Raw genomic sequence first — 18,977 nt, 5'->3', positions numbered from 1 at the left:
AGTTCCGATGGCACCACCCATGCCCGCCGCCACCTTCGCCGCACTCTTCAGAGCCGAGGGCATCACCGTCCTCGAAGTCGGTGACTGGCGCGACCACAACCGCAACAGCAAGGGCCCCTGGGGCGAAGTGCACGGCGTGATGATCCATCACACTGTCACCCGGGGCACTGCGACTACCGTGCGGATGTGCCGCGACGGCTACCCCGGCCTGCCCGGCCCGCTCTGTCACGGCGTCATCGCCAAGGACGGCACCGTCCACCTGGTGGGCTACGGCCGCGCCAACCACGCCGGCCTCGGTGACCCGGACGTGCTGCGCGCCGTCATCAACGAGGTGAAGCCGCCCACCGACAACGAGGCGAGCACCGACGGGAACCGGCACTTCTACGGCTTCGAGTGCGAGAACCTCGGCGACGGGGTCGACCCGTGGCCGCCGGAGCAGATCGAAGCGATCGGTCGCGTCATCACCGCGATCTGCCGCCACCACGGCTGGGGCGCACGCTCCGCACTCCGCCATCTCGACTGGCAGCCCGGGAAGATCGACCCGCGCGGGCCCGGCATGGACTGGGACGACATCCTCACCCGAGTCACCGCACGCCTCGCGGGCGACAAGCCCGACCCGAAGCCAGCCACGCCGAAGCCCGCCGCTCCCAAGCCTCTGCCGAAGCCGACCAAGCCCACCGTCGACCTGTCCCAGCTGGTCGCCGCCGCCAAGTCGAACCCGGCCGCAAAGGGCACCCCGGTCACCTACTCCGGCGTGCGCACCGTGGAGGCCGCCCTGGTCGACGCGGGACTCCTGGCCAAGAAGTACTCCGACGGCCACTACGGCACCACCACCGTGACCGCCTACGCCACTTGGCAGCGCCGCCTCGGCTACACCGGCAAGGACGCCGACGGCATCCCCGGCCGCACTTCCCTCAAGCGCCTCGGCGACAAGTACGGCTTCCGCGTCGTCGCCTGACCTCAACCAGAGAACGGATTCCCCATGAAGATCTTCGGCAGAGAGCCGGTCACCATCCTCGCGTTCATAGCGGTCGCCCTCAAGCTGGGGTCCGCCTACGGTCTTGGCGTCTCTGCCGAGATGCAGGTCGCCATCATGGTGGCCCTGTCCTGCGCCGTCGCTGTCGCCGAAGCCTTTGTCCTGAAGACCGGTGCCGCGTTCGCCGCGCTCGTGAACCTGGGGCACGCCGCTGTCGCGCTGTTCCTGGCCTTCGGCCGCGACATGAGCGCTGAGCAGCAGGCCTTGTGGATGTTCGCGATCGAGGGACTCGTTGCCCTGTTCATCGTCCGCCCGCAGGTGACCGCACCGATCACCACCCTGCGGATCGAGCAGTCCAGTCTCGTCAAGGCGGTCTGATGCCTCGCCGTGCGGCCCGGCGGCTGTACAAGGCTCTGGGCCGCCGCGGCACCTTCCTGCTGATCCTCGGCACCGGCAAAACCTGCTGGGGCGTGTCCTTCCTCGTCGACCCGCCCGACGGTCAGGGCCTCGAACTCCTCACCGGCCTGTGCAGCCTCCGTCACTGGTCATGGCTGTGGATCGTGTGCGGACTCATCACTCTCGGCTCCGCGCTCCTGCGCGTCGGCCGGGACTGGTTCGGGTTCCTCGCGGCTTTACTACCCCCCACCGTGTGGGCCATCGCCTACACCGTCGCCGTGTTCTCTGGCGACTACTCCCGCGGCGGCTTTGTCGCCATCTGGTACGCGACTTCGCACTGCGGGGTCATCTTGTGGGCGAGCACGGTGCCCGAATACTCGGTCCCCCCAGCATCGCGACCGCCCTGGAGAGGCAAGGCGCCATGAACGTGGGCGAGTGGGCGGCAATCATTGGAGCCGCCGGCAGTGTCCTCGGAGGCGGCGGCTGGTTCGTCTCCCGCGCCACACGAGACGCGGCAAGGGCGACCGCCGCAGCAACCGAAGCGGCCGCCCGAGCCAACGCCGCCCCCGCGCAGCAGGCCGCGAACCTGGCCGTCCTTGAAGCGACCGTGCGCCGGGTGGACGAGGAGAACGGGCAGCTGAGGGGCAAGATGTTCCGCCTGGAAGCACTGGTCCGGGCGTTCTCCTGGAGTCAGGACCGGTGGTTGCGCCAGATGCAGCGCGCGGAGATGGAGCCGGAGCCGGCGCACCCTCTGGTGGACGAGTTCAACCGAACTGGAGTCCTGTAATGCCCTTCCCTGACGGCGCCCCGACGACGCGGGTGCACCTCACCGTCGCCAACCCGGCAGGCGGCAAGGCCAGCTCCGGCACTGTGCGGCTCTCCCCGAACGTGCCCGCCGTCGTCCTCGACGGCGTCCCCGTCACCTGGACCGGCAAGGGCAGCTACGGCCTCAACGACGCCGGTCAGCTCATCGACTCCGACGGCACGGTTGGGGTGGAGCTCCTCGACAACTCGGCTGCAGGCAACCCGGCCGGCTGGCTGTGGCAGGCCATCATCACCATCGGCAACCAGAGCCGCGTCTTCCACTTCACCCTCGAAGGCGCAGGCGACGAAGTCGACCTCGACCAACTGCAGCAACTCGACCCCGACACCCCCGACTACGTACCCGTACCCGGACCGCGCGGACTGCCCGGGACTGACGGAACCGACGGCGAGAACGGGGCGTCCGCATACGAGACGTGGCTGGCCGCGGGGAACGAGGGGAGTGAAACAGACTTCCTAGCGTCCCTGCGGGGTGCTGACGGCAAGGACGGCACCCCTGGCACCTCCGGTGCTGATGGGCGGTCCGCCTACCAGCTGTGGCTGGACGCCGGAAACACCGGCACGGAGGTCGACTTCCTCGACTCACTCCGCGGGCAGCCTGGTGGACCCGGAACCTCGGGAACAGACGGGCAGAACGGAACCGACGGCGAGGACGGAGCGTCCGCCTATGAGGTGGCCGTCGCGGGCGGATTCGCTGGCACCCAAGCTGAGTGGCTGGCCTCGCTCGTCGGGCCCCGGGGCGAGCAAGGACCCCAGCCGCCGCTCGGCTCCGCAGGCGCCAGCCCTGACGTCGCCCTCCGCTCCACCGACCCCACCCTCACGGACGCCCGCACCCCCACCACGCACGCCGCCAGCCACGCCACCGGCGGCACTGACCCGGTCACCCCGGCCGCGATCGGCGCCTACCCGGCCAGCGACGGGAACGCGCTCAACGGATTCGTCACCGACCTGCAGACCAGGGTCGGCGGCCAGTTCGGCCTGGAGAACCGGGCTACCGCGGTGGAGAACCGGGCCACCACGTTGGAGACGGGCAAGTTCGACAAGGTGGGCGGCTCCCTGTCGGGCAGCCTCACCATCAACACAGCCGCCGTAGGCGACGCGCTGCTCGGACTGCACGTCGGCGCGGAAACATTCGACCGAGCCCGGGTCACACCCGACCGGATCGAGTGGGGCCCAGGTGGTGCAGCACGAGACACCAACCTCCGCCGGTCCGCCGCGAACGAACTGACCACGGACGACGCCCTGGTCATCGCACTCGCCCTACGGCACTTGGGCAGCACGCTCGGCTTCTACGGGGCAACCGCGACCACCAAGCCGACGGTGACCGGCTCCCGAGGCGGGAACGCGGCGTTGACGTCCCTGCTGACCGCGCTGGCCAGCCTTGGGCTCATCACCAACAACACCACCGACTGACAGGAGCTGCCGCCATGCCGGAAGCCCCCGAGCGGCCACCGCGACGCGACGACACCGCCGCCGACGTCGGCAGCCTCGTCCGCCTCGGCCGCGAAGAACCACCGCCCATCCCCGCGCCAGCCACACAGCCGTTCCAGGAACCGCACTACCCCGGACTGCCCGGCGGGTGGACACCCGACGACGCTGCCTGAACGACAACGCCCCGCACCACCGCTTCGGCGGCGATGCGGGGCGCTTCGTCGTGCTCAGAACTCCAGCTGCTTCTTCACCTCGGCCACGCTCGGGCCGGAGTCCGTCGACGGCATCTCCCAGCGGTGCGCCTTCTCCTCACCGTCGATGTAGATGAGCGTGCCGCCCTTCGCCTGCGCTGGCGTGAGGTCGAAGACTTGGCTACGCCACTGGTAGGCGCCCGGCTGCACCGGGTCAGCGTTGTTGTACTTGTCCATCACCACGTTGAACGCGTTCCCGCCGCCCGCATCGACCATCTCCCCGTCCGCGGCCATCCACTTCCAACCCCCGCCACTGATCGGGGCGGGCTCATCCGCGGCGACCGACCCTGTCGCCTTGTCCTTCATCGTGACGACGACGAAGACTCCGTTCACCGCGGTCTCCCCGCCGCCCTCCTCCGTGAAGACGACGGTGTCCGGGGTGATCTCCAGGGCGCCCGTGCCGCCATCGCCGACCGTCTGCGCCGGCTCCCCGAGCTTCATGCCCTTCTCGGGCTCCGCTGCCGGGCTTCCCTCTGTCGGCGTGGTCTCGACGGCCGATGGCTTCGTGTCGGCACTGACACTGCCGTCCTCACCGCCACATGCGGTCAGGACAGCCAGAAGCAGAGCAGCCGTAGCCGCGGTAGCGCGTGCGCGCATGGTTCCCCCCGAAGTTGAATGTCGCATCACGGTAGAACCGGGCGCGGGGGAGCGGGGCGGCTGTCACCGAGCCGTGACACGGGCAGTGCGCCCACGCGGGTGACATGCCGCGGCCCCGGCGATCGCGTGCGGCACCGTCTCGTTCTCCAGCCATGACTAAACCGTTCTGCATCGAGTGCGCTGAAGCACGGCTGGGGCCGGCTGCCGCCGAGGAAGCCCGCCGTAGCGCGGCTGCCGCCCCGCGCTTCACCGAGGAGCAGAAGGAGTTCCTTCACGACCTGTTTGCGTCGGCACGCTCCCTCGGGTCCGCTGCCGCTAGAACGAGATGCGGCATCTGCCACCCCGGAGGCGGGAGTTCTAGCGCATAACGTTCCCTGAAGCGCTCCCGGTTGGGGGGTCCGACTCTCGATAACATGCCGTATCGCGGGCCCTGCTCCTCTATCGGAGTGGGGTCTTCGTCTTATCCGAGGAGTCGTCAACTCTCGCCACAGGCAGAGTGTTACCCACGGTAGCCACGTATAATTTCCCTTATACGTGGCTACATAGACCAGGGAGGATCACCCTTGAACGTCACCGATTGTCCGACAGCGAAGAAGCGCAAGTACCCCAACCGCGCGACGGCCGAGGCGAAGGCTTCTGTGTCGAGCACGCAGATGTACGCGTACCAGTGCCAGTGCGGTAGCTGGCATCTGACCATGCGCCGCACGGCGGCTCCCGTGGCGCCGCCCGGGGCCGTCGACCGCCTCGCCAGCATGTCCGACCATGACTTCCAACTTGAGGTCTCCGCAGAACTGCGCGGGCGGTCCACTCCCGAAGTCGCAGCCGCCTTGCGGACACCTCAGCTCGCTCTCCGCTGGGGTGTCGCGCTCAAGCGGGTACTGACGGACATCCACGCGGACCTGGCGAAGAAGAAGGGGGTGCAGGACCCGGAGACCCAGGAGTGGCGCGCGGCGATGGTTCGCCGTAGCGGGATCGTTCACGCTCGCCAGTTGGAGATCCGTTCCTTGAGGAAGGCAGAGGAGCCCGGGACACGCGAAGAGCAAGTGAAGACTCAGGCCGCGAACGCAGCTCGACGCCGACTCATCGCGGCCCACCGCAGTGAGTATGAGGAGTACTTGAAGCAAGAGCTGGAGCGTCGCGGCCTGGAGTTCGAGCAGGCGAAGGCTCCCCGGCTGCGGGAGTGCTCGTGACCGGGCCCGACGAGGTGGTCGACGCCGAACTCGTCGACGACGGCCACCTCCCCGCCACACTCCCCGCAGCGGCACCCGCCCGGCCGATCGTCGACCGGCACACGATCCTCCGACCCAACGCGCCGATCCCCACCACGGCAGACCTGCCGACGTACACCGAGGCGGACTTCCGGATCTCCGAGGAGACCGCCGAACTCCTCGACGAAGCGCCCCCAGAGAACACGTCCCGCACCTACAAGTCCGCGCGGGACCGCTTCGAGACCTGGTGCCAAGAGAACGGGCGCGTCCACCTGCCCTGCACCACAGCCACCTTCGTCGAGTACGTCGGCCACCTCATCCGCCTCGACAAGTCCCCGTCCACCATCCAAGTCGCCATGTCCGCGATCCGCTCATGGCACCCAGACGGCCAGCAACCCGGCATGAAGGAAGCCCGCGAAGCCCTCCGCAAGCACGCCCGCGGCTGGGCGCAGAGGCGGACACCCAAGAAGGCGACCGGCATCCGAAGCGACATGCTCGCCGCCCTCGTCGCCACCTGCACCACCGACACCGACGCCGACTACCCCAAAGCCACCCGCGACGCCGCACTCCTCACCCTCGGCTGGGGCATGCTCTCCCGCCGAAGCGAACTCGCCCACCTCCTCATCGAACAACTCGCCATCGACGACGACGGCATCCACGTCCTCGTCGCCTTCTCCAAGACCGACCAAGCCGCCAAGGGCGAGACGACGTTCGTACCCGCCAACCCCGACGACCCAGCCACATGCCCCGTCGTCCGCATCCGAGCCTGGCTCGAAGAGCTGCGACGGCAAGGCATCACGACCGGCCCACTGTTCCGGCACATCAACCGAGGCGGCACCATCCGCCCCCGCACCGGACCACGCGGAGACTTCCTCACCCCCGACGCCATCGGCGTCATCGTCAAAACCCGAGCCCAACTGGCGGACCTGCCCGACCCATCCAAGGTCACTGCGCACGGACTCCGCCGCGGCCCCGCACAAGAGATCGCTGAAGCTGGGGAGGACCCGACCGGACAAGGACGCTGGAAGGCCGGCTCCATTACCGTCCGGAAGCACTACGTCGAACCCGCCCAGGGCAAGGCCAACAACACGATCACCGCCATGCGCCGCAAGCGAGCGAAGCAGGCAGCCGAGCAGGCAGGAGAGCAAGAGTGACCGACGAGCCGGACAACGTGGTCCACCTCTTCCGAGAGGAGCCCAACGAACGCATCAAGCGACACATGGCCGAAGACTGGGAGAAGGCGTTCCTGACGGCCGGGCAGTCACTCAGCAACCCAGAGACGGCCACGAGTGCGCGAGTGGCGATCTCGGTGATGAGCCACTTCATCCGAGGCCACTACGAGGTCGGCCAGATCACGGAAGAGCAGAAGGACTCGCTCCTGTGGTGGCTCGGCACGGGAACCTACGCAGCCGACGAACTGCACAAGTAGGCGCCTACCGCCCCTCCTCGTGCCACACTGCCGGTAGGCCCCGCCACGCATCCCCCGTCGTGGCGGGTCTCTGGCATCCTGGCCTGGGCGGCATGTTCCACGGCACCCTGCCGTGACACCTGGCGGTGACGGCCGCCGCCCCCTGACGCGCCGCACGCGGTGCCCAGTGGTGATGGTCTGACGCGATCGCCGAACCCCGAGCGTCCGTTCTCGTCTTGCCGGAGAACGGGCGCTCGCGCGTGTCACCCCCGCGGTTCGGGCAGCTGGCCGGGCTTGGTCGGCACGACTGTCACCTCGGTGCAGCCGGCGGTTTCGAGTTCGCTGCGGCGTCGGTCGGCGGAGGGCTGGTCGTAGGCGACGGCGGACGCGCACGGGATGCCGTCGGGGTTGGTCCAGGTGAGGGCGTAGTTCTGCATGGGGACATGATCATTGTTGGCACTGACAGCGAAGATTTCCGGCCTTGATCTATCGCGTGGCCGGATCATGATGCATGGTGGTGCGCACGGGATCCTCCCCGCCCCCAGGTGATGGGTCCCCCTTTCGGGCCCTGTCGCGCATCGCCGGCCGACAGGGCCCGCCGCACCTCCCGGCTCCCCACGGGAGGCTCTGCGGCTGCCCGCCGTAGGGTGGCCGCATGTCCGACGACCGCTACCACCTCACCCTGGCCGTGGCCGGCCGTCCGGTGGCGCACGGCTGGTGGGCGGTGGAGGCGACGGCGCGCGACAAGCTCACGGAGTGGGTGGGAGAGTGGGGCCAGCCCGGCGCGAAGGTCACCCTCGTCGACGAGGACACCAGCCGCGTGTTGACGGAGTGGCCCGAGCCGGCGTGAGCCTCTGCCATCCTGACGGGGAGCGAAGGAGACGCCGATGAGCCGCTGGGGGGACATGATCCCGCACCGCGAGGACGACGACAGCTGCCTGTGTGGCTGCCAGGACGACATCGTCAGCACTGAGGGCGAGGCCCCGCCGGTCGACACCTACCGTCTGTCGACGCGCCCCGGCAGTGTCGGTGGCATCTCGTAGGCTGGTTGGACTATCCGACCAGGCATACGAGCAGTCGGGTTTGCTGTTGCTGAGGCCCCGCCCGTACAGCGCCGGGCGGGGCTGCAACCAGGGGAGGGGCCGTGCTCCATCGTCTGCTTCGGCGTCGTGGCGGATCAATGCCCGCCTACCGGCCGCGCCCCGATGAGCAGTTGGTGACGCTCTCGCCGGGCGACCTGGACTACGACCGCATTGAGCGCCTGGAGCGCGAGCTGGGGATCGGGGACGCGGAGCCCGAGCGGCCGATCCGCCGCGCCCCCTCGGTGTGCCTGACGAAGGACTGTGCGGGCGAGACGCACGAGATCCGCACTTGGTCTGACGTGCTGGCCATGCGTATCCACTACTGCGAGCGGCCCTAGCTACGCCGCAGGTCAGCTCACTTCCCGGCGCCGGGAAGTGGTCAGCCCTTCGTAGCCTCGGGTGCCGTGTGCCGCACGGCTTTCTTGAGCGCCATCTCGACCTCGTACCGGCTGTGTCCGTGCTCGGTGGCGTAGGCGACGACCCCGTCGTGCACGGCGGTCGCCTGGTCGACGGTGAGTCGCCCGGCCTGGATCGCCTCCCAGGAGGCGCGTGCGGCGGACAGCAGGTCGTCGGGGAAGTCGAAGGTGGTCACGGGCGGGAGCTTACGTGGAGGTGGGGCGGATCCCCGTAAACCCGTTGTATAGCGTTCGCGATACGTGTAGCGTTTGCGTCATGAAGAAGAAGTTCGCCGAGTTCGGTGACACCGACGGCAACAAGGAGACGGTGTTCGACATCACCCCCGACCTCGCCGTTGCACTCGCTGACGCCCTCCGCAATCAGGTCGGTGTGGAGCCCCCGCACCACGCCCGCACCTTCGACGACCTGACCGCCACCATCGCCCAGACCTCCCACCTCATCCAGCACCTGGAAGTCTTCCGGGAACTGGCCATGGTCCAAGCGGACGACACCAGCCCGCACGCCGACCGTAAGGCCATCGCCATCGCCGCCGCCATGCCGCCCTCCCGGCTGTACCGGGTGCTGGAGAAGCACGGACGCCCGCGCGACCGCAAGGCCCAGACCACCGACCCCGCCGAGAAGCAAGGACACTGACCATGACCGCGAAGAAGCCGTCGAAGCCGTGGCGCGTGACCGTCACGGGCCCTGAGGTGGAAGCCAGCTCCTCGTTCACCAGCGAGGCGAAGACCTACGCCTTCATCCGCGCCACTCTGGGCGGCGGCAGCCCTGCCGACACCGCGAAGATCGAGCAGTGGGAGGGCGGCCTCTGGCGTTGGTTCGAGACCGTCACCGCCGACGAGATCCGCGCCGCCCAGACCACCAGCCGCGACACCGAGAAGTAAGGACCCCGACCATGGCCATCTCCGCCGAAGACCAGATCATCCACCACCTCAAGGACAAGGTTGGCCTCGCCCGCGCCGACGAGCTCGTAGCCGAACTGAAGGGACAGCGGGACCACGAGGAGACCCTGCGTCTGGCCGCCGAGTACCTGCGCAAGAAGTACGGCGTGACGAACCGCGCCGCTGGCGACCTGCTGCGCCTTGCCGAGCTGGAGAGCCAGGGCCGCAGCATCTTCATCAACCGCGTCACCGAGAAGTGAGAGCCTGACCCCCGCACACGGAAGCGCCCCCGCCTGGGGAAATCAGGCGGGGGCGCTCGCATGTCAGTCTACGCGGCGACGTCGATCTCCCCGCACGCGCGTTCCGCCGCCACCGCCCGCGTCCACTCCGCGACCAGCACCTCATATCGGGCCCGCGACTCCCCATACAACCAACCGCCCGTCGACAACAGCAGCGCGCGGATCTCCTCATTCACCACCGCAGCCAGACGCACCGGAGCCGGGACCAGAGGAGAGGGGAACATGAGGGCAGCGTAGTCGCCGGGTCGGACAGCGGGCTACGACTCTTCGGCGCCGGCCCGCTTGCCCGTCGTGCGCCCTTCGGCGATCTGCTGGGCGCGCGCCCGACTGATGCCCAGCTCGGCAGCCACTTGGGCGTGACTGAGTCCGCCCTCGCGCATCCCCTGCACTGCAGCCTGTCGGATCTCGCGTAGCCACTTCTGCAGGTCAGGGATGGTTTGGAGTGCGGCGCCGGCTTCCTTGGCCTGCTGGGTCGGATCGCCTTGCTCAGCAAGGTGCTTGAGGTTCTCGAAGGGGTTCGGCGGTGTCGTCATGACGTCAGTGTAGGGGGAGGGTTGACATGACGTAAGGGGTACCCTTACATTTAGAGAGTCAGAGAACGACAGCAGGGGAGACGGAAATGACCAAGGGCCAGCGCTTCGCGAAGGACATGCGGAAGAACCTCGGCATCGGCACCCGCACCCGCCGCTGGGGAAGCCGCGCGTTCAAGGGCAGCGACATGCACCGCATGATCCTGGACTGCATCGCCGAGGCCACCCACTACAACGGCCTGTACAGCGAGGCGCGCCAAGAACTCTTCCGCTCCGCCTTCCCCGCCCTGTGCTCCTACGAGAAGCACATCCTCGGTGGTCGAGCCGACGCCGTTCTCGTCGCCCGCCTGAACGCCCTGTCGCCCTGGCAGCTCTGCAACCTGCTCGGCCGCATGGTCGACGTCGGCATCACCAACGTCGGCGAGGGCGAGCAGTTCTTCGCCCAGCTCCGCGCCGAGCTCTACGCGCAGGCCGCCTGAACCGCAGCCCCGCCACCGTGCGGGGCTGCGCTAGCACATCAACCACCCTGAGGCGCGACTAGCCTGAAGAGAGAAGGATGCCTTGAAGAGGGCAATAGATCTAACCGGTCAGCGGTTCGGCCGGCTGACCGTCATCGGTGCTCCCACCTCGGTGGGACGGAACCGCATCATGTGGCTCTGCGCCTGCGCGTGCGGCAATGAAAAGAGGGTGCGTGCTGACCATCTCAAGTCGGGGCATACCGCGTCGTGCGGTTGCATTCCGAGCGGTCCCCCCAAGAGCCTCCGTCGGAGAAGTCATCCCTTGTACTACCGCTGGCGCGGGATGGTCGCACGGACGACCGACCCGAACCACCGGCGCTACGCCGACTATGGCGGGCGCGGCATCACGGTCTGCGAGCGATGGAAGTCGTTTGAGGCGTTCGCCGAAGACATGGGTTCGACGTTCTCCCCGGAGCTGACCCTCGAGCGTATCGACAACGACCGCGGATACGAGCCTGGCAACTGTCGATGGGCGACAGTCATCGAACAGGCCCGCAACAAGCGCAGCAGCCACCTTGTCACTTTTCGCGGCCAGACCAAAACGATCATCGAGTGGTCCGAACTTCTTGGGCTGAACTACGACACCGTGCGCGGACGGTTAACCAAGCAAGGCTGGTCGGTCGAACGGACACTGACCACCGGGGCTGATCCGGCAGTGCTCGCACGCTTCGTCGGCCCTGCCGAGGCGGGGGAGACCGCCTGACGGACTGCATGCCCCCGTCGATATCGACGGGGGCATTGTCATGCCTGGCGTGTATCGCCCCCCGGCTGCGGCAGTTCGGTGACGAACGTGCCGATCCCCGGCTGCATGTACGCCAGGCCGGCCGTGCGCAGCTCCGTCAGGACCCGGCGAGCCGTCATCTGCGAGATACCGAACTCGCCGCAGATCGCCACCACCGACGGCAACTGCTCATCCGGCGCATACGTGCCGTCGAGGATCCGCTCCCGCAGCTTCTCGTGAACCTGCTTCCACCTCGGCACATCCGGCTCCCACTTCATGATCCCGACGCTAAGACCGCTCAGCCCGACGGGCGAGACGGGCGCGACTAGCAGACGTATCACACCTATCGCACCTACGATCAGGCGGAACAGCAGAAAGCCCCCCGGGGAGCGTGGGCCGCCACCCCGGAGGCGCCGACGATCGGAGCGTCGACGTGGACGAGCCTACGGAAACCCACCCCCAGCACCGGACCGCCACCGAGGAGTGGCCCTGCGTCTGCGGTAGCCACGACCACCAGCCGGTCCGCATCGGCGAGGCACTCTCGCCCACCGGCAGCATCGTCGGCCCCGTCTACGTGTGCCCGGCGCCGCGGGCCACCAGCACGGGCAGCGCACCGTGAACGGCCGGCCCGCGGTCAAGGACGGCAGCGTGTCGGGGCCGTGCCAGCTCGGCGAGTGCGGGTTCTGTCACGGCAACATCGACATCCAGGCCGGGCCCGGGCGGCCCGTGCCGATGCTGACATGCAGCTGCACCTGCCACCGCGGGAAGCCGGCGCGGGTGCGGAAGGTCTGAGCGTCGCCCGAATCGTGCCGCCCGGCAGGCAAGAACTGGGCGTGGCTCGTTGCCGCAGAGGAAAGCGCAGGCCAGAACTTTCACGGATGGTCACGAATGTGTGCGGAGCATATGCAAATCGTGCAGATATATGGAGCGGACAGCTTCCGTCACAGGATTCTCTGTTGTTGACTTTAAGTCGGTAGCGGCTGAAAAGAGGCTGCCGCCCTTACCCGTGCAGGAGATCGACGACGTGCACCCGCAGAGCGTGAGCCACCAGCAACAGGTGGGTCAGTTTCATCTCGTGGCCGGCTTCCATCCGCTGGATGGTGCTGCGGTCGATGCCCGCGGCGTGCGCGAGGGACTCCTGAGTCAGGTTCTGGTGCAGCCGGCGGACGCGAATGCGGTCCCCGGTCGCCCGGCGGGCGGCGGGGACCCACTCGGGCAGATCGGCTGGCACCCGAGCAACGCTTTACCGATCATGATCATAAGTCAGCAGCAGATCTGAGGCATTCTTCGATCATGAAATGAGCCTCGATCCACGCCCCAGCCCTGCGAGATCCGAGGTACGCCGCAGGGCCCTGTGTGACACCCATGAACCGAACGTCTGTTCACCCCTTCGAGTGAACAGACTCAACCCCACGTGTCCGGCTTCCAGCGCCGGGCATCGGCACGCCAAGCAAATGGATCAAAGAAGGAGGCCACGCCCACCCGGTCACCACCAGGCGCGTAGTCCCGCCCGGAAGTCGACAGCCGCAAGGCGCGAGCCACCCACTCGTAGACTTCCGCCGCAAACGGCCTGCCGACCCGACACCCAGGGTCGCCAGGCCACGAAGCCGCCCTCCGGACCGCCAGGCCCACCTCCCAAGTGGGCGGCCCGGAGGGCGGCGTTCGATTGTCCCGCAGCCCTATGGGAGAAGAGTGGGAGAACCGAGCCGCGAAACCCCTCGAAACCTTGCTAGTTTCTGCAAATATCTACGCGTCGCGACTTGCGAATAGGCAGACGTGAAACCTCACCCAACAGGCAGCTCAGTGAGCTGAACCCCCAGCCTCAGGACTCAGCACACCCAAGCTGACCAGCAAAAAGATGACGATGCCGAGCGCGACGCGGTACCAGACGAACGGCATGAAGCTCTTGGTGGTGATGAACTTCATGAACCACGCGATCACCGCGTAGCCGACCGCGAAGGCCACGACCGTCGCGAAGATCGTCGGGCCCCAGGTGACGTGGCCGCCCTCGGTGGCGTCCTTCAGCTCGAAGAGGCCGGAGGCGAGGACGGCGGGGATCGCCAGCAGGAAGGAGTAGCGGGCCGCCGCCTCACGCCGGTACCCCATGAACAGGCCGCCGCTGATCGTAGCGCCGGAGCGGGAGACACCGGGGATGAGCGCCAGGGCCTGACAGAACCCGTAGACCAGGCCGTCCTTGACGGTCAGGTCGTCGAGCGACTTGCGCTGCTTCGGCGAACGGTGCCGTCCGCCCTGCTCGTCCCGCGCCGCCAGCCGGTCGGCGACACCGAGGACGATGCCCATGCCGATCAGCATCGCCGCGGTGAGCCGCAGGTCGCGGAACGGCCCCTCGATCTGGTCCTTCAGCGTCAGGCCGAGGACTCCGATCGGGAGCGAGCCGACGATGACGAGCCAGCCCATCCGGGCGTCGGGGTCCCGGCGCATCGTCCTGTCGGTGAGCGAGCGCGTCCAGGCCGACAGGATCCGCGCGATGTCCTTGCGGAAGTAGATCAGCACCGCGGCCTCCGTGCCGATCTGGGTGATCGCGGTGAAGGCCGCGCCCGGATCCTCCCAGCCGGAGAAGGCCGCGGTCAGCCGCAGGTGCGCGCTGGAGGAGACGGGGAGGAACTCGGTCAGCCCCTGGACGAGTCCGAGGATGAGGGATTCAAACCAAGACATGAGGCAGCGGTGTCCAAGTGCCGATCGCGGGAGGGGACGACGTGGGCACGCCGAAACGCCGTGTGCGGTGATCGATGATCAGGCGCGCCGAGTCGGAAGGGTAGCGCCCCAAGATGAACGCCGGATGCCGGGGCCGCACCGGTCCCCGGCCCGGCGTCCGGGCCCGTCCTCACCCGGCGCGCAGCCGGTGCCGCTTGCGCCAGGCGACCACCGCGCCCACCAGACCCGGCACGGTGATGCAGGCCAGCGCGATCAGGAAGGCCGGGGACGTCGGCGTGGAGGCGCGGGCGCCGGCGACGGCGTAGGCGGCGGTGTTCGGGATCGAGCCGAGCCCCGTCGCCAGCAGGAACGGCACCGGACCCATCCGGGAGACGGCGGCGCAGTAGTTCGACGCGGCGAACGGCACCCCCGGGAACAGCCGCGCCGCCAGCATCGAGCGGAAGCCGTGCCGGCTCAGCTGGTGGTCCGCCGCCTTCAGCCAGCGCCCCCGCAGCAGCGGACGCAGCGCCTCCTGGCCGAGCGCCCGCCCGAGGCAGAACGCGAGCCCGGCGCCGAGCACCGTGCCGCCCAGAGCGGCGCCGAGCCCCAACTGGCTGCCGAACAACGCGCCCGCGGCGAGGTTCAGGATCGGGCGCGGCACGAACGCCACCGTGCACACCCCGTAGGACACCGCGTACGCGACGACCGCCGCGGCACCGCCGAACTGCGACGGCAGGCCGTCGGTCAGCAGCTTCTGCGGCTCCAGGAGCAGCACGAGGGAGGCCGCGGAGGCGAGCAGCGCGACCAGCAGGGACAGGCGCGACCAGGGGGACAGCAGGACTCTGGCGCAGCGGGCGGCGGCCCCCGCCGCCGGTACCGCGGGCGCCGCGGGTGTCGCCGCGGGGGCGAGGACGGCGGTGGTGAGCTGTGCGGCGGAGGCCCGGGGAGAGGCCGTGGCGGTGCCCCCAGAGCGGTTGGTGGCATCGAGCATTCGGTGACAGTAACCGACGAATGCGACCGGCCGCCGTAGTGTGCGTCTCAGACGTGCCACAGCGGCCGGAACGTCCCGGGAACGTCCGGGACGTGGCACCCCGTGTGCGGGGAGCGGGCCGCGGGGCGCAGGCCGGGGACGACGTGGCGCTCCCGCCGCGCGGGGTGCCGCGGGACGCGGTGCGGCGCGGGCACGAGGTGGCCGCGCCGGGCAGTGCGGTGCCGAGCCGGAGGTTCACGGCGCGGGTGTACGTGCTGTCGGCCCACGAGGGCGGACGCCCGGTCGCGCACCGGCACAATGGGACGGTGAACGAGCCGATACCCGTGACCCGCGCCGTCGGTCACGGCACCGCGAAGCTGATGCCCGACGTCGACCGGGAGCGGGCGTGGCTGCTGACGGTCGACGGGGCACCGCAGTCGTACGTCGACCTGGACGAGCCGGCCCACCTGGAGTTCGAGTACGTCCGGCGGCTCGGGCACGTGCTGGACGTCCTCGCCGAGCCGGGGCGCCCGCTGGACGCGCTGCACCTCGGCGGCGGAGCGCTCACCCTGCCCCGCTACCTGGCCGCGACCCGCCCCGGCTCCCGGCAGGACGTCGTCGAGTTCGACCGGGAGCTGCTGGACCTGGTCGCCGAGCAGCTGCCGCTGCCGGAGGGGGCGGACGTCACGCTGCACGCGGCGGACGCCCGCGCCTGGCTGGAGGCCGCCCCCGACGCCTCGGCGGACGTCCTGGTCGCCGACGTCTTCGGCGGCTCGCGCGTCCCGGCGCACCTGACCTCCGTCGCCTACGTCCGTGAGGCCGCGCGGGTCCTGCGGGCCGACGGCGTCTACCTCGGCAACCTCGCCGACGCGGCGCCCTTCACCTTCCTGCGCTCCCAACTCGCGACCCTGAGCACGGAGTTCGAGGAACTGGTGCTGATCGCCGAGCCGGGGGTGCTGCGCGGGCGCCGTTTCGGCAACGCCGTCCTCGCCGCCGCGCACCGCCCCCTCGACCTCGCGGCCCTGGCCCGGCGCACCGCCGCCGACGCCTTTCCCGCCCGCGTCGAGCACGGCGCGGCCCTGCGGGACCTCACCGGCGGGGCGCGGCCGGTACGGGACGCGGACGCCGTACCGTCACCCGAGCCCCCCGGCGGTGCGTTCGGCGTCGGCTGACTCCTTGGCGACGACGTCCGGGGCCGTCCCGGCGACGGGCACCGTCCGGCGCCGCAGATTGCGCACGTCCGGCACGCACAGCACCGCCGCCGTGACCACGACGACCAGCACGGCGCAGCCCCACAGCGCCTCCGTGCGCCCGAACGCGGTCTCCGCGGGGCCCGCCAGCGCCATCGTGGCCGGCACCAGGGCGACGGACCCGAACCAGTCGTAGGCCGACACCCGGGACAGCTTCTCCTCCGGGATCTCCTGGTGGAGCGCCGTCATCCAGGAGACCCCGAACACCTCGACGGTCACTCCGGTCAGGCACATCACCGCGCACAGGACCGCCACCGGCACCGGCACGGCGAGCGCGGCGGAGGGCAGGGCCAGCGGGAACACGCACAGGGTGCCGACGAACAGCAGGCGGCGCGGTTTCCAGCGGGTCATCAGCAGCGCGCCCAGCACCGTGCCCGCGCCGAAGAAGGCGAGGGCCAGGCCCCAGGGCGCGGCACCGCCCAGATGGTCCCGGGCGACGAGGGGGCCGTAGACCGCGTCGGCGGCGCCGACCACGGCGTTGGCGATGGAGAACTGGATGACGATGCCCCACAGCCAGGGCCGGCCGGAGAACTCCCGCCAGCCGTCGCGGAGGTCGGAGAGCAGGCCGCCGCCCGGGGCGCGCGGCGGTATGTGCTTCACGTCGAGGAAGGCCCGCAGCGCCGCCGCGACCGCGAAGGCCGCCGCGTCCGCCGCGAGGACCCAGCCCGGTCCCATCGCCGCGATCATGAGGCCGCCGAGGGCGGCGCCGCCGAGTGTCGCGCCCTGCATCGCCATCCGGAACACCGCGAACGCCCGGCCGGCCTGCTCGCCCTCGACCGAGGAGAGCAGCATGCCCTCGGCGGCCGGCCCGAAGAACGCCTGGCCGACCCCGCCGAGCGCGCTGAGCAGCATCATCTGCCACAGCCGGGCCTCGCCCGCCAGGACCAGCGCGGCGAACGCGGCCTGCGAGACGCAGTTGAGGACGTTGGCCGCGACCATCACGTGGTGGCGCGGCAGCCGGTCCGCGACGGCACCGCCGATCAGCAGGAACAGCACCAGCGGCAGGGTGCGGGCGGCGGCCACCAGGCCCACGTCGCCGCCGTCCCCGCCCGCGCCCAGCACCGCGAACGCGGAGGCGATCAGGGAGCCGTGACTGCCCAGGCTCGTCACCACGGCGGAGGCGGTCAGCAGGGTGTAGTTGCGGCCCGCCCAGGCAGGGCGGCGTGAGGAGGAGAGGGTGGTCGGCACACCGTGACTATCGCCGGGGCGGGGCCGACTTGCCAAATGTCCCGCCGCGTGAGCCCGGGACTCCCGTCCGCTACGACCCGGTCGGCGCCTCCTCGGTGAGGCGCACCGTGCTGAGGATCTTCTGCACGGTCTCCTCCGGGATCTCGTCCTTGACGCCCTTGGCGCCGTACAGGTTCCAGGTGACGAAGTCCCCGGCACCGTTCTTGAACCCGAAGGTGATCGCCTTGCCCTCGCTGTCGCACTTGCCCTTCTGGGGCGTGTTCTGCGAGTACGCCGTGGCGACGCTGCCCTCGATGCCCGAGGCGGTCGTGTACGCCTTCGGCTTCTGCGTCTTCACGCTCTTCTTGTCGGGCTGCGTGTAACCGCCGTAGATCCACCACGGCACACGGGTCTCCGCGGCCTGGTCCGTGGTCCTGGCGCCGTTCTCGCCCCGGGTGCCGGCGGTGACGAGGGCGGTGTCGTCCTCGCGGCCGTCCTTGTCGTCGTCGCTCGTGCACCACTTGGACTTCAGGTAGGCGGGGGCGGTGACGGTGGTGCGGTCCAGCTCACCGTCCTTCTCCTCCCATTCGAAGCCCACACTGGTGCCGGGGTTCTCGATCTCCCAGTCGGCGGGGACGTCGAACTTGGTGCCGAAGCGGGTGTTCGTGACGACCTGCCAGCCAGGAATCGTCGCCTTCTCGGCCTCCCCGCCCCGCGGATTGTCGCCGGAGCCGGAAGCGCTCGGTTCCGCGGAGGGCTTCCCGGACGCGCTCACGGACGGCTTCGCGTCCTTCTCGCCGGCGGTGTCGTCCTTGTTGCCGCCCAGCACCAGGAAGCCGGTGACACCGGCGGTCACCACCACGGCCGCCGCGGCCACGACGGCCACGATCTTCGTCTGCTTCCCGCCGCCCCCGCCCTGCGGCGGCTGGGGCATCCCCACGGTGTCCGGCGGCCCCCACTGCTGCGGCTGCTGCTGCGCGTACGGGTTCGGCTGCTGGACGCCGGGCTGCTGGTACGGGTTCGGCTGCCGGTACCCCGGCTGCTGGTACGGATTGTTCGACTGCGGGTTCTGCTCGCCCCCGGGCGGCTGGTTTCCTGGCCACATGGTGAGTCACCCTAGCCCGGCCAGTGACACGATTCGGTCACTGCCCGTTGACGGGGACGTAGCGATCCGGGAGGGGCGACAACCCGGTGTGACCGCGCGGCGTCGCGCCCCGCGGGGCCGGGCCCTTCCCGCCGTTCTCCGCCGGTCCGGGGCCGGCCGCGCGGTGCGGGGAGCGCCGCGGCGACCCCGGGCCGCCCGGCCGCCGAGGCCGAGCCGGACGGTGGACGGCGTCCCGGGTTCCGGGTGCAGCGGGATCCGGCGCGAGGACGGCGCCGTGACCGGGGAGACGACGGCCG

At 69.8% G+C, this 18,977-nt stretch carries 30 protein-coding genes; 19 read left to right on the top strand and 11 right to left on the bottom strand.

Annotation, left to right across the window (positions count from 1 at the left end; all coding sequences use genetic code 11):
• Window positions 1-7: 7 nt before the first annotated feature.
• Genes AOK18_RS03995 through AOK18_RS32830 form a run of 6 tightly spaced genes read left to right on the top strand, consistent with a single transcriptional unit; the run spans window position 8 to window position 3,798 of the window.
• Window positions 8-958, top strand: a complete 951-nt coding sequence (locus AOK18_RS03995; protein ID WP_055693361.1) for an N-acetylmuramoyl-L-alanine amidase — start codon at window positions 8-10, stop codon at window positions 956-958.
• A gap of 24 nt (window positions 959-982) precedes the next feature.
• Window positions 983-1,354, top strand: a complete 372-nt coding sequence (locus tag AOK18_RS03990) for a hypothetical protein (protein ID WP_055693360.1) — start codon at window positions 983-985, stop codon at window positions 1,352-1,354.
• Window positions 1,354-1,797 (top strand): hypothetical protein, encoded by a 444-nt coding sequence (locus AOK18_RS03985; RefSeq protein WP_055693359.1) that lies wholly within the window; start codon window positions 1,354-1,356, stop codon window positions 1,795-1,797. Before AOK18_RS03990 ends, AOK18_RS03985 begins: the two co-directional genes overlap by 1 nt.
• A complete protein-coding gene (locus AOK18_RS03980; protein ID WP_055693358.1) occupies window positions 1,794-2,159 on the top strand; it encodes a hypothetical protein in 366 nt (121 codons plus the stop codon). The genes AOK18_RS03985 and AOK18_RS03980 overlap by 4 nt, the downstream gene beginning before the upstream one ends.
• Window positions 2,159-3,607 (top strand): ICP22 family protein, encoded by a 1,449-nt coding sequence (locus tag AOK18_RS03975; RefSeq protein WP_055693357.1) that lies wholly within the window; start codon window positions 2,159-2,161, stop codon window positions 3,605-3,607. Before AOK18_RS03980 ends, AOK18_RS03975 begins: the two co-directional genes overlap by 1 nt.
• 14 nt (window positions 3,608-3,621) lie before the next feature.
• On the top strand, window positions 3,622-3,798 hold the full coding sequence (locus AOK18_RS32830; protein ID WP_157865016.1) for a hypothetical protein: 177 nt from the start codon (window positions 3,622-3,624) through the stop codon (window positions 3,796-3,798).
• A 54-nt stretch (window positions 3,799-3,852) separates the two neighbouring features.
• On the opposite strand, the gene AOK18_RS03970 is transcribed toward AOK18_RS32830, so the two are convergent.
• The gene (locus AOK18_RS03970) at window positions 3,853-4,317 is read right to left on the bottom strand and encodes a hypothetical protein (RefSeq protein ID WP_055693356.1); all 465 of its coding nucleotides are present in this window, start codon (window positions 4,315-4,317) and stop codon (window positions 3,853-3,855) included.
• A 719-nt stretch (window positions 4,318-5,036) separates the two neighbouring features.
• Here AOK18_RS03970 and AOK18_RS03965 point away from each other — a divergent pair.
• Genes AOK18_RS03965 through AOK18_RS03955 form a run of 3 tightly spaced genes read left to right on the top strand, consistent with a single transcriptional unit; the run spans window position 5,037 to window position 7,110 of the window.
• On the top strand, window positions 5,037-5,663 hold the full coding sequence (locus AOK18_RS03965) for a hypothetical protein (protein ID WP_157865015.1): 627 nt from the start codon (window positions 5,037-5,039) through the stop codon (window positions 5,661-5,663).
• Window positions 5,660-6,835: a site-specific integrase gene (locus tag AOK18_RS03960; protein ID WP_240503041.1), complete on the top strand. Its 1,176-nt coding sequence runs from the start codon at window positions 5,660-5,662 to the stop codon at window positions 6,833-6,835. Before AOK18_RS03965 ends, AOK18_RS03960 begins: the two co-directional genes overlap by 4 nt.
• The gene (locus tag AOK18_RS03955; RefSeq protein WP_055693354.1) at window positions 6,832-7,110 is read left to right on the top strand and encodes a hypothetical protein; all 279 of its coding nucleotides are present in this window, start codon (window positions 6,832-6,834) and stop codon (window positions 7,108-7,110) included. The genes AOK18_RS03960 and AOK18_RS03955 overlap by 4 nt, the downstream gene beginning before the upstream one ends.
• Window positions 7,111-7,352: 242 nt before the next feature.
• On the opposite strand, the gene AOK18_RS33220 is transcribed toward AOK18_RS03955, so the two are convergent.
• On the bottom strand, window positions 7,353-7,526 hold the full coding sequence (locus tag AOK18_RS33220; RefSeq protein ID WP_167738647.1) for a hypothetical protein: 174 nt from the start codon (window positions 7,524-7,526) through the stop codon (window positions 7,353-7,355).
• A gap of 218 nt (window positions 7,527-7,744) precedes the next feature.
• Here AOK18_RS33220 and AOK18_RS03950 point away from each other — a divergent pair, with 218 nt between their 5' ends.
• The 3 genes from AOK18_RS03950 to AOK18_RS03945 all read left to right on the top strand — a co-directional run bounded on the left by AOK18_RS03950 (window position 7,745) and on the right by AOK18_RS03945 (window position 8,509).
• Window positions 7,745-7,939, top strand: a complete 195-nt coding sequence (locus AOK18_RS03950) for a hypothetical protein (RefSeq protein WP_055693353.1) — start codon at window positions 7,745-7,747, stop codon at window positions 7,937-7,939.
• 37 nt (window positions 7,940-7,976) lie between these two features.
• A complete protein-coding gene (locus tag AOK18_RS32825; protein WP_157865014.1) occupies window positions 7,977-8,132 on the top strand; it encodes a hypothetical protein in 156 nt (51 codons plus the stop codon).
• 173 nt (window positions 8,133-8,305) lie between these two features.
• The gene (locus AOK18_RS03945) at window positions 8,306-8,509 is read left to right on the top strand and encodes a hypothetical protein (protein WP_157865013.1); all 204 of its coding nucleotides are present in this window, start codon (window positions 8,306-8,308) and stop codon (window positions 8,507-8,509) included.
• Window positions 8,510-8,550: 41 nt separating this feature from the next.
• Here AOK18_RS03945 and AOK18_RS03940 read toward each other — a convergent pair whose 3' ends face one another.
• Entirely contained in the window at window positions 8,551-8,763 is a 213-nt protein-coding gene (locus tag AOK18_RS03940; protein WP_055693351.1) for a hypothetical protein, read from the bottom strand.
• A gap of 80 nt (window positions 8,764-8,843) precedes the next feature.
• Between AOK18_RS03940 and AOK18_RS03935 the strand changes: the two genes are divergently transcribed.
• From AOK18_RS03935 to AOK18_RS03925, 3 genes are read left to right on the top strand one after another with little or no spacing between them, the layout of a single operon-like run.
• Window positions 8,844-9,221, top strand: coding sequence for a hypothetical protein (locus AOK18_RS03935; protein WP_055693350.1), 378 nt, complete (start codon window positions 8,844-8,846; stop codon window positions 9,219-9,221).
• 2 nt (window positions 9,222-9,223) lie between these two features.
• A complete protein-coding gene (locus tag AOK18_RS03930; protein ID WP_055693349.1) occupies window positions 9,224-9,469 on the top strand; it encodes a hypothetical protein in 246 nt (81 codons plus the stop codon).
• 11 nt (window positions 9,470-9,480) lie between these two features.
• Window positions 9,481-9,726, top strand: coding sequence for a hypothetical protein (locus AOK18_RS03925; protein ID WP_055693348.1), 246 nt, complete (start codon window positions 9,481-9,483; stop codon window positions 9,724-9,726).
• 68 nt (window positions 9,727-9,794) lie between these two features.
• On the opposite strand, the gene AOK18_RS03920 is transcribed toward AOK18_RS03925, so the two are convergent.
• Both AOK18_RS03920 and AOK18_RS03915 read right to left on the bottom strand, forming a co-directional pair.
• Window positions 9,795-9,989 (bottom strand): hypothetical protein, encoded by a 195-nt coding sequence (locus AOK18_RS03920; protein ID WP_055693347.1) that lies wholly within the window; start codon window positions 9,987-9,989, stop codon window positions 9,795-9,797.
• Window positions 9,990-10,022: 33 nt separating this feature from the next.
• The gene (locus AOK18_RS03915) at window positions 10,023-10,298 is read right to left on the bottom strand and encodes a hypothetical protein (protein ID WP_055693346.1); all 276 of its coding nucleotides are present in this window, start codon (window positions 10,296-10,298) and stop codon (window positions 10,023-10,025) included.
• Between the two features lie 86 nt (window positions 10,299-10,384).
• Between AOK18_RS03915 and AOK18_RS03910 the strand changes: the two genes are divergently transcribed.
• Both AOK18_RS03910 and AOK18_RS03905 read left to right on the top strand, forming a co-directional pair.
• Entirely contained in the window at window positions 10,385-10,774 is a 390-nt protein-coding gene (locus AOK18_RS03910) for a hypothetical protein (RefSeq protein WP_055693345.1), read from the top strand.
• A gap of 301 nt (window positions 10,775-11,075) precedes the next feature.
• Window positions 11,076-11,516, top strand: a complete 441-nt coding sequence (locus AOK18_RS03905; protein ID WP_055693344.1) for a hypothetical protein — start codon at window positions 11,076-11,078, stop codon at window positions 11,514-11,516.
• Window positions 11,517-11,554: 38 nt separating this feature from the next.
• On the opposite strand, the gene AOK18_RS03900 is transcribed toward AOK18_RS03905, so the two are convergent.
• Window positions 11,555-11,812 carry a winged helix-turn-helix domain-containing protein gene (locus AOK18_RS03900; RefSeq protein ID WP_055693420.1) on the bottom strand — a complete coding sequence of 86 codons (258 nt, stop codon included), beginning with the start codon at window positions 11,810-11,812 and terminating at the stop codon, window positions 11,555-11,557.
• Window positions 11,813-11,967: 155 nt separating this feature from the next.
• Here AOK18_RS03900 and AOK18_RS03895 point away from each other — a divergent pair, with 155 nt between their 5' ends.
• On the top strand, window positions 11,968-12,153 hold the full coding sequence (locus tag AOK18_RS03895; RefSeq protein ID WP_157865012.1) for a hypothetical protein: 186 nt from the start codon (window positions 11,968-11,970) through the stop codon (window positions 12,151-12,153).
• Between the two features lie 381 nt (window positions 12,154-12,534).
• Here AOK18_RS03895 and AOK18_RS03885 read toward each other — a convergent pair whose 3' ends face one another.
• The 3 genes from AOK18_RS03885 to AOK18_RS03875 form a co-directional block, all read right to left on the bottom strand.
• Window positions 12,535-12,765, bottom strand: coding sequence for a helix-turn-helix domain-containing protein (locus AOK18_RS03885; RefSeq protein WP_055693341.1), 231 nt, complete (start codon window positions 12,763-12,765; stop codon window positions 12,535-12,537).
• Window positions 12,766-13,334: 569 nt separating this feature from the next.
• Window positions 13,335-14,210 (bottom strand): undecaprenyl-diphosphate phosphatase, encoded by an 876-nt coding sequence (locus AOK18_RS03880; RefSeq protein ID WP_055693340.1) that lies wholly within the window; start codon window positions 14,208-14,210, stop codon window positions 13,335-13,337.
• Between the two features lie 169 nt (window positions 14,211-14,379).
• On the bottom strand, window positions 14,380-15,180 hold the full coding sequence (locus AOK18_RS03875) for a TVP38/TMEM64 family protein (RefSeq protein WP_055693339.1): 801 nt from the start codon (window positions 15,178-15,180) through the stop codon (window positions 14,380-14,382).
• 305 nt (window positions 15,181-15,485) lie between these two features.
• On the opposite strand from AOK18_RS03875, the gene AOK18_RS03870 reads away from it, so the two are divergent.
• Window positions 15,486-16,331, top strand: coding sequence for a spermidine synthase (locus AOK18_RS03870; protein ID WP_055693419.1), 846 nt, complete (start codon window positions 15,486-15,488; stop codon window positions 16,329-16,331).
• On the opposite strand, the gene AOK18_RS03865 is transcribed toward AOK18_RS03870, so the two are convergent.
• Complete coding sequence (locus tag AOK18_RS03865) at window positions 16,293-17,597, bottom strand: MFS transporter (protein WP_055693338.1); 1,305 nt, start codon at window positions 17,595-17,597, stop codon at window positions 16,293-16,295. The genes AOK18_RS03870 and AOK18_RS03865 overlap by 39 nt on opposite strands.
• A 70-nt stretch (window positions 17,598-17,667) precedes the next feature.
• Window positions 17,668-18,681 (bottom strand): DUF8017 domain-containing protein, encoded by a 1,014-nt coding sequence (locus AOK18_RS03860; protein ID WP_055693337.1) that lies wholly within the window; start codon window positions 18,679-18,681, stop codon window positions 17,668-17,670.
• Window positions 18,682-18,977: the final 296 nt, after the last annotated feature.

The sequence above is a fragment of the Streptomyces prasinopilosus genome (assembly GCF_001419695.1).
Lineage (GTDB): Bacteria > Actinomycetota > Actinomycetes > Streptomycetales > Streptomycetaceae > Streptomyces > Streptomyces prasinopilosus.
This window is presented reverse-complemented; position numbering and strand designations above follow the sequence as displayed.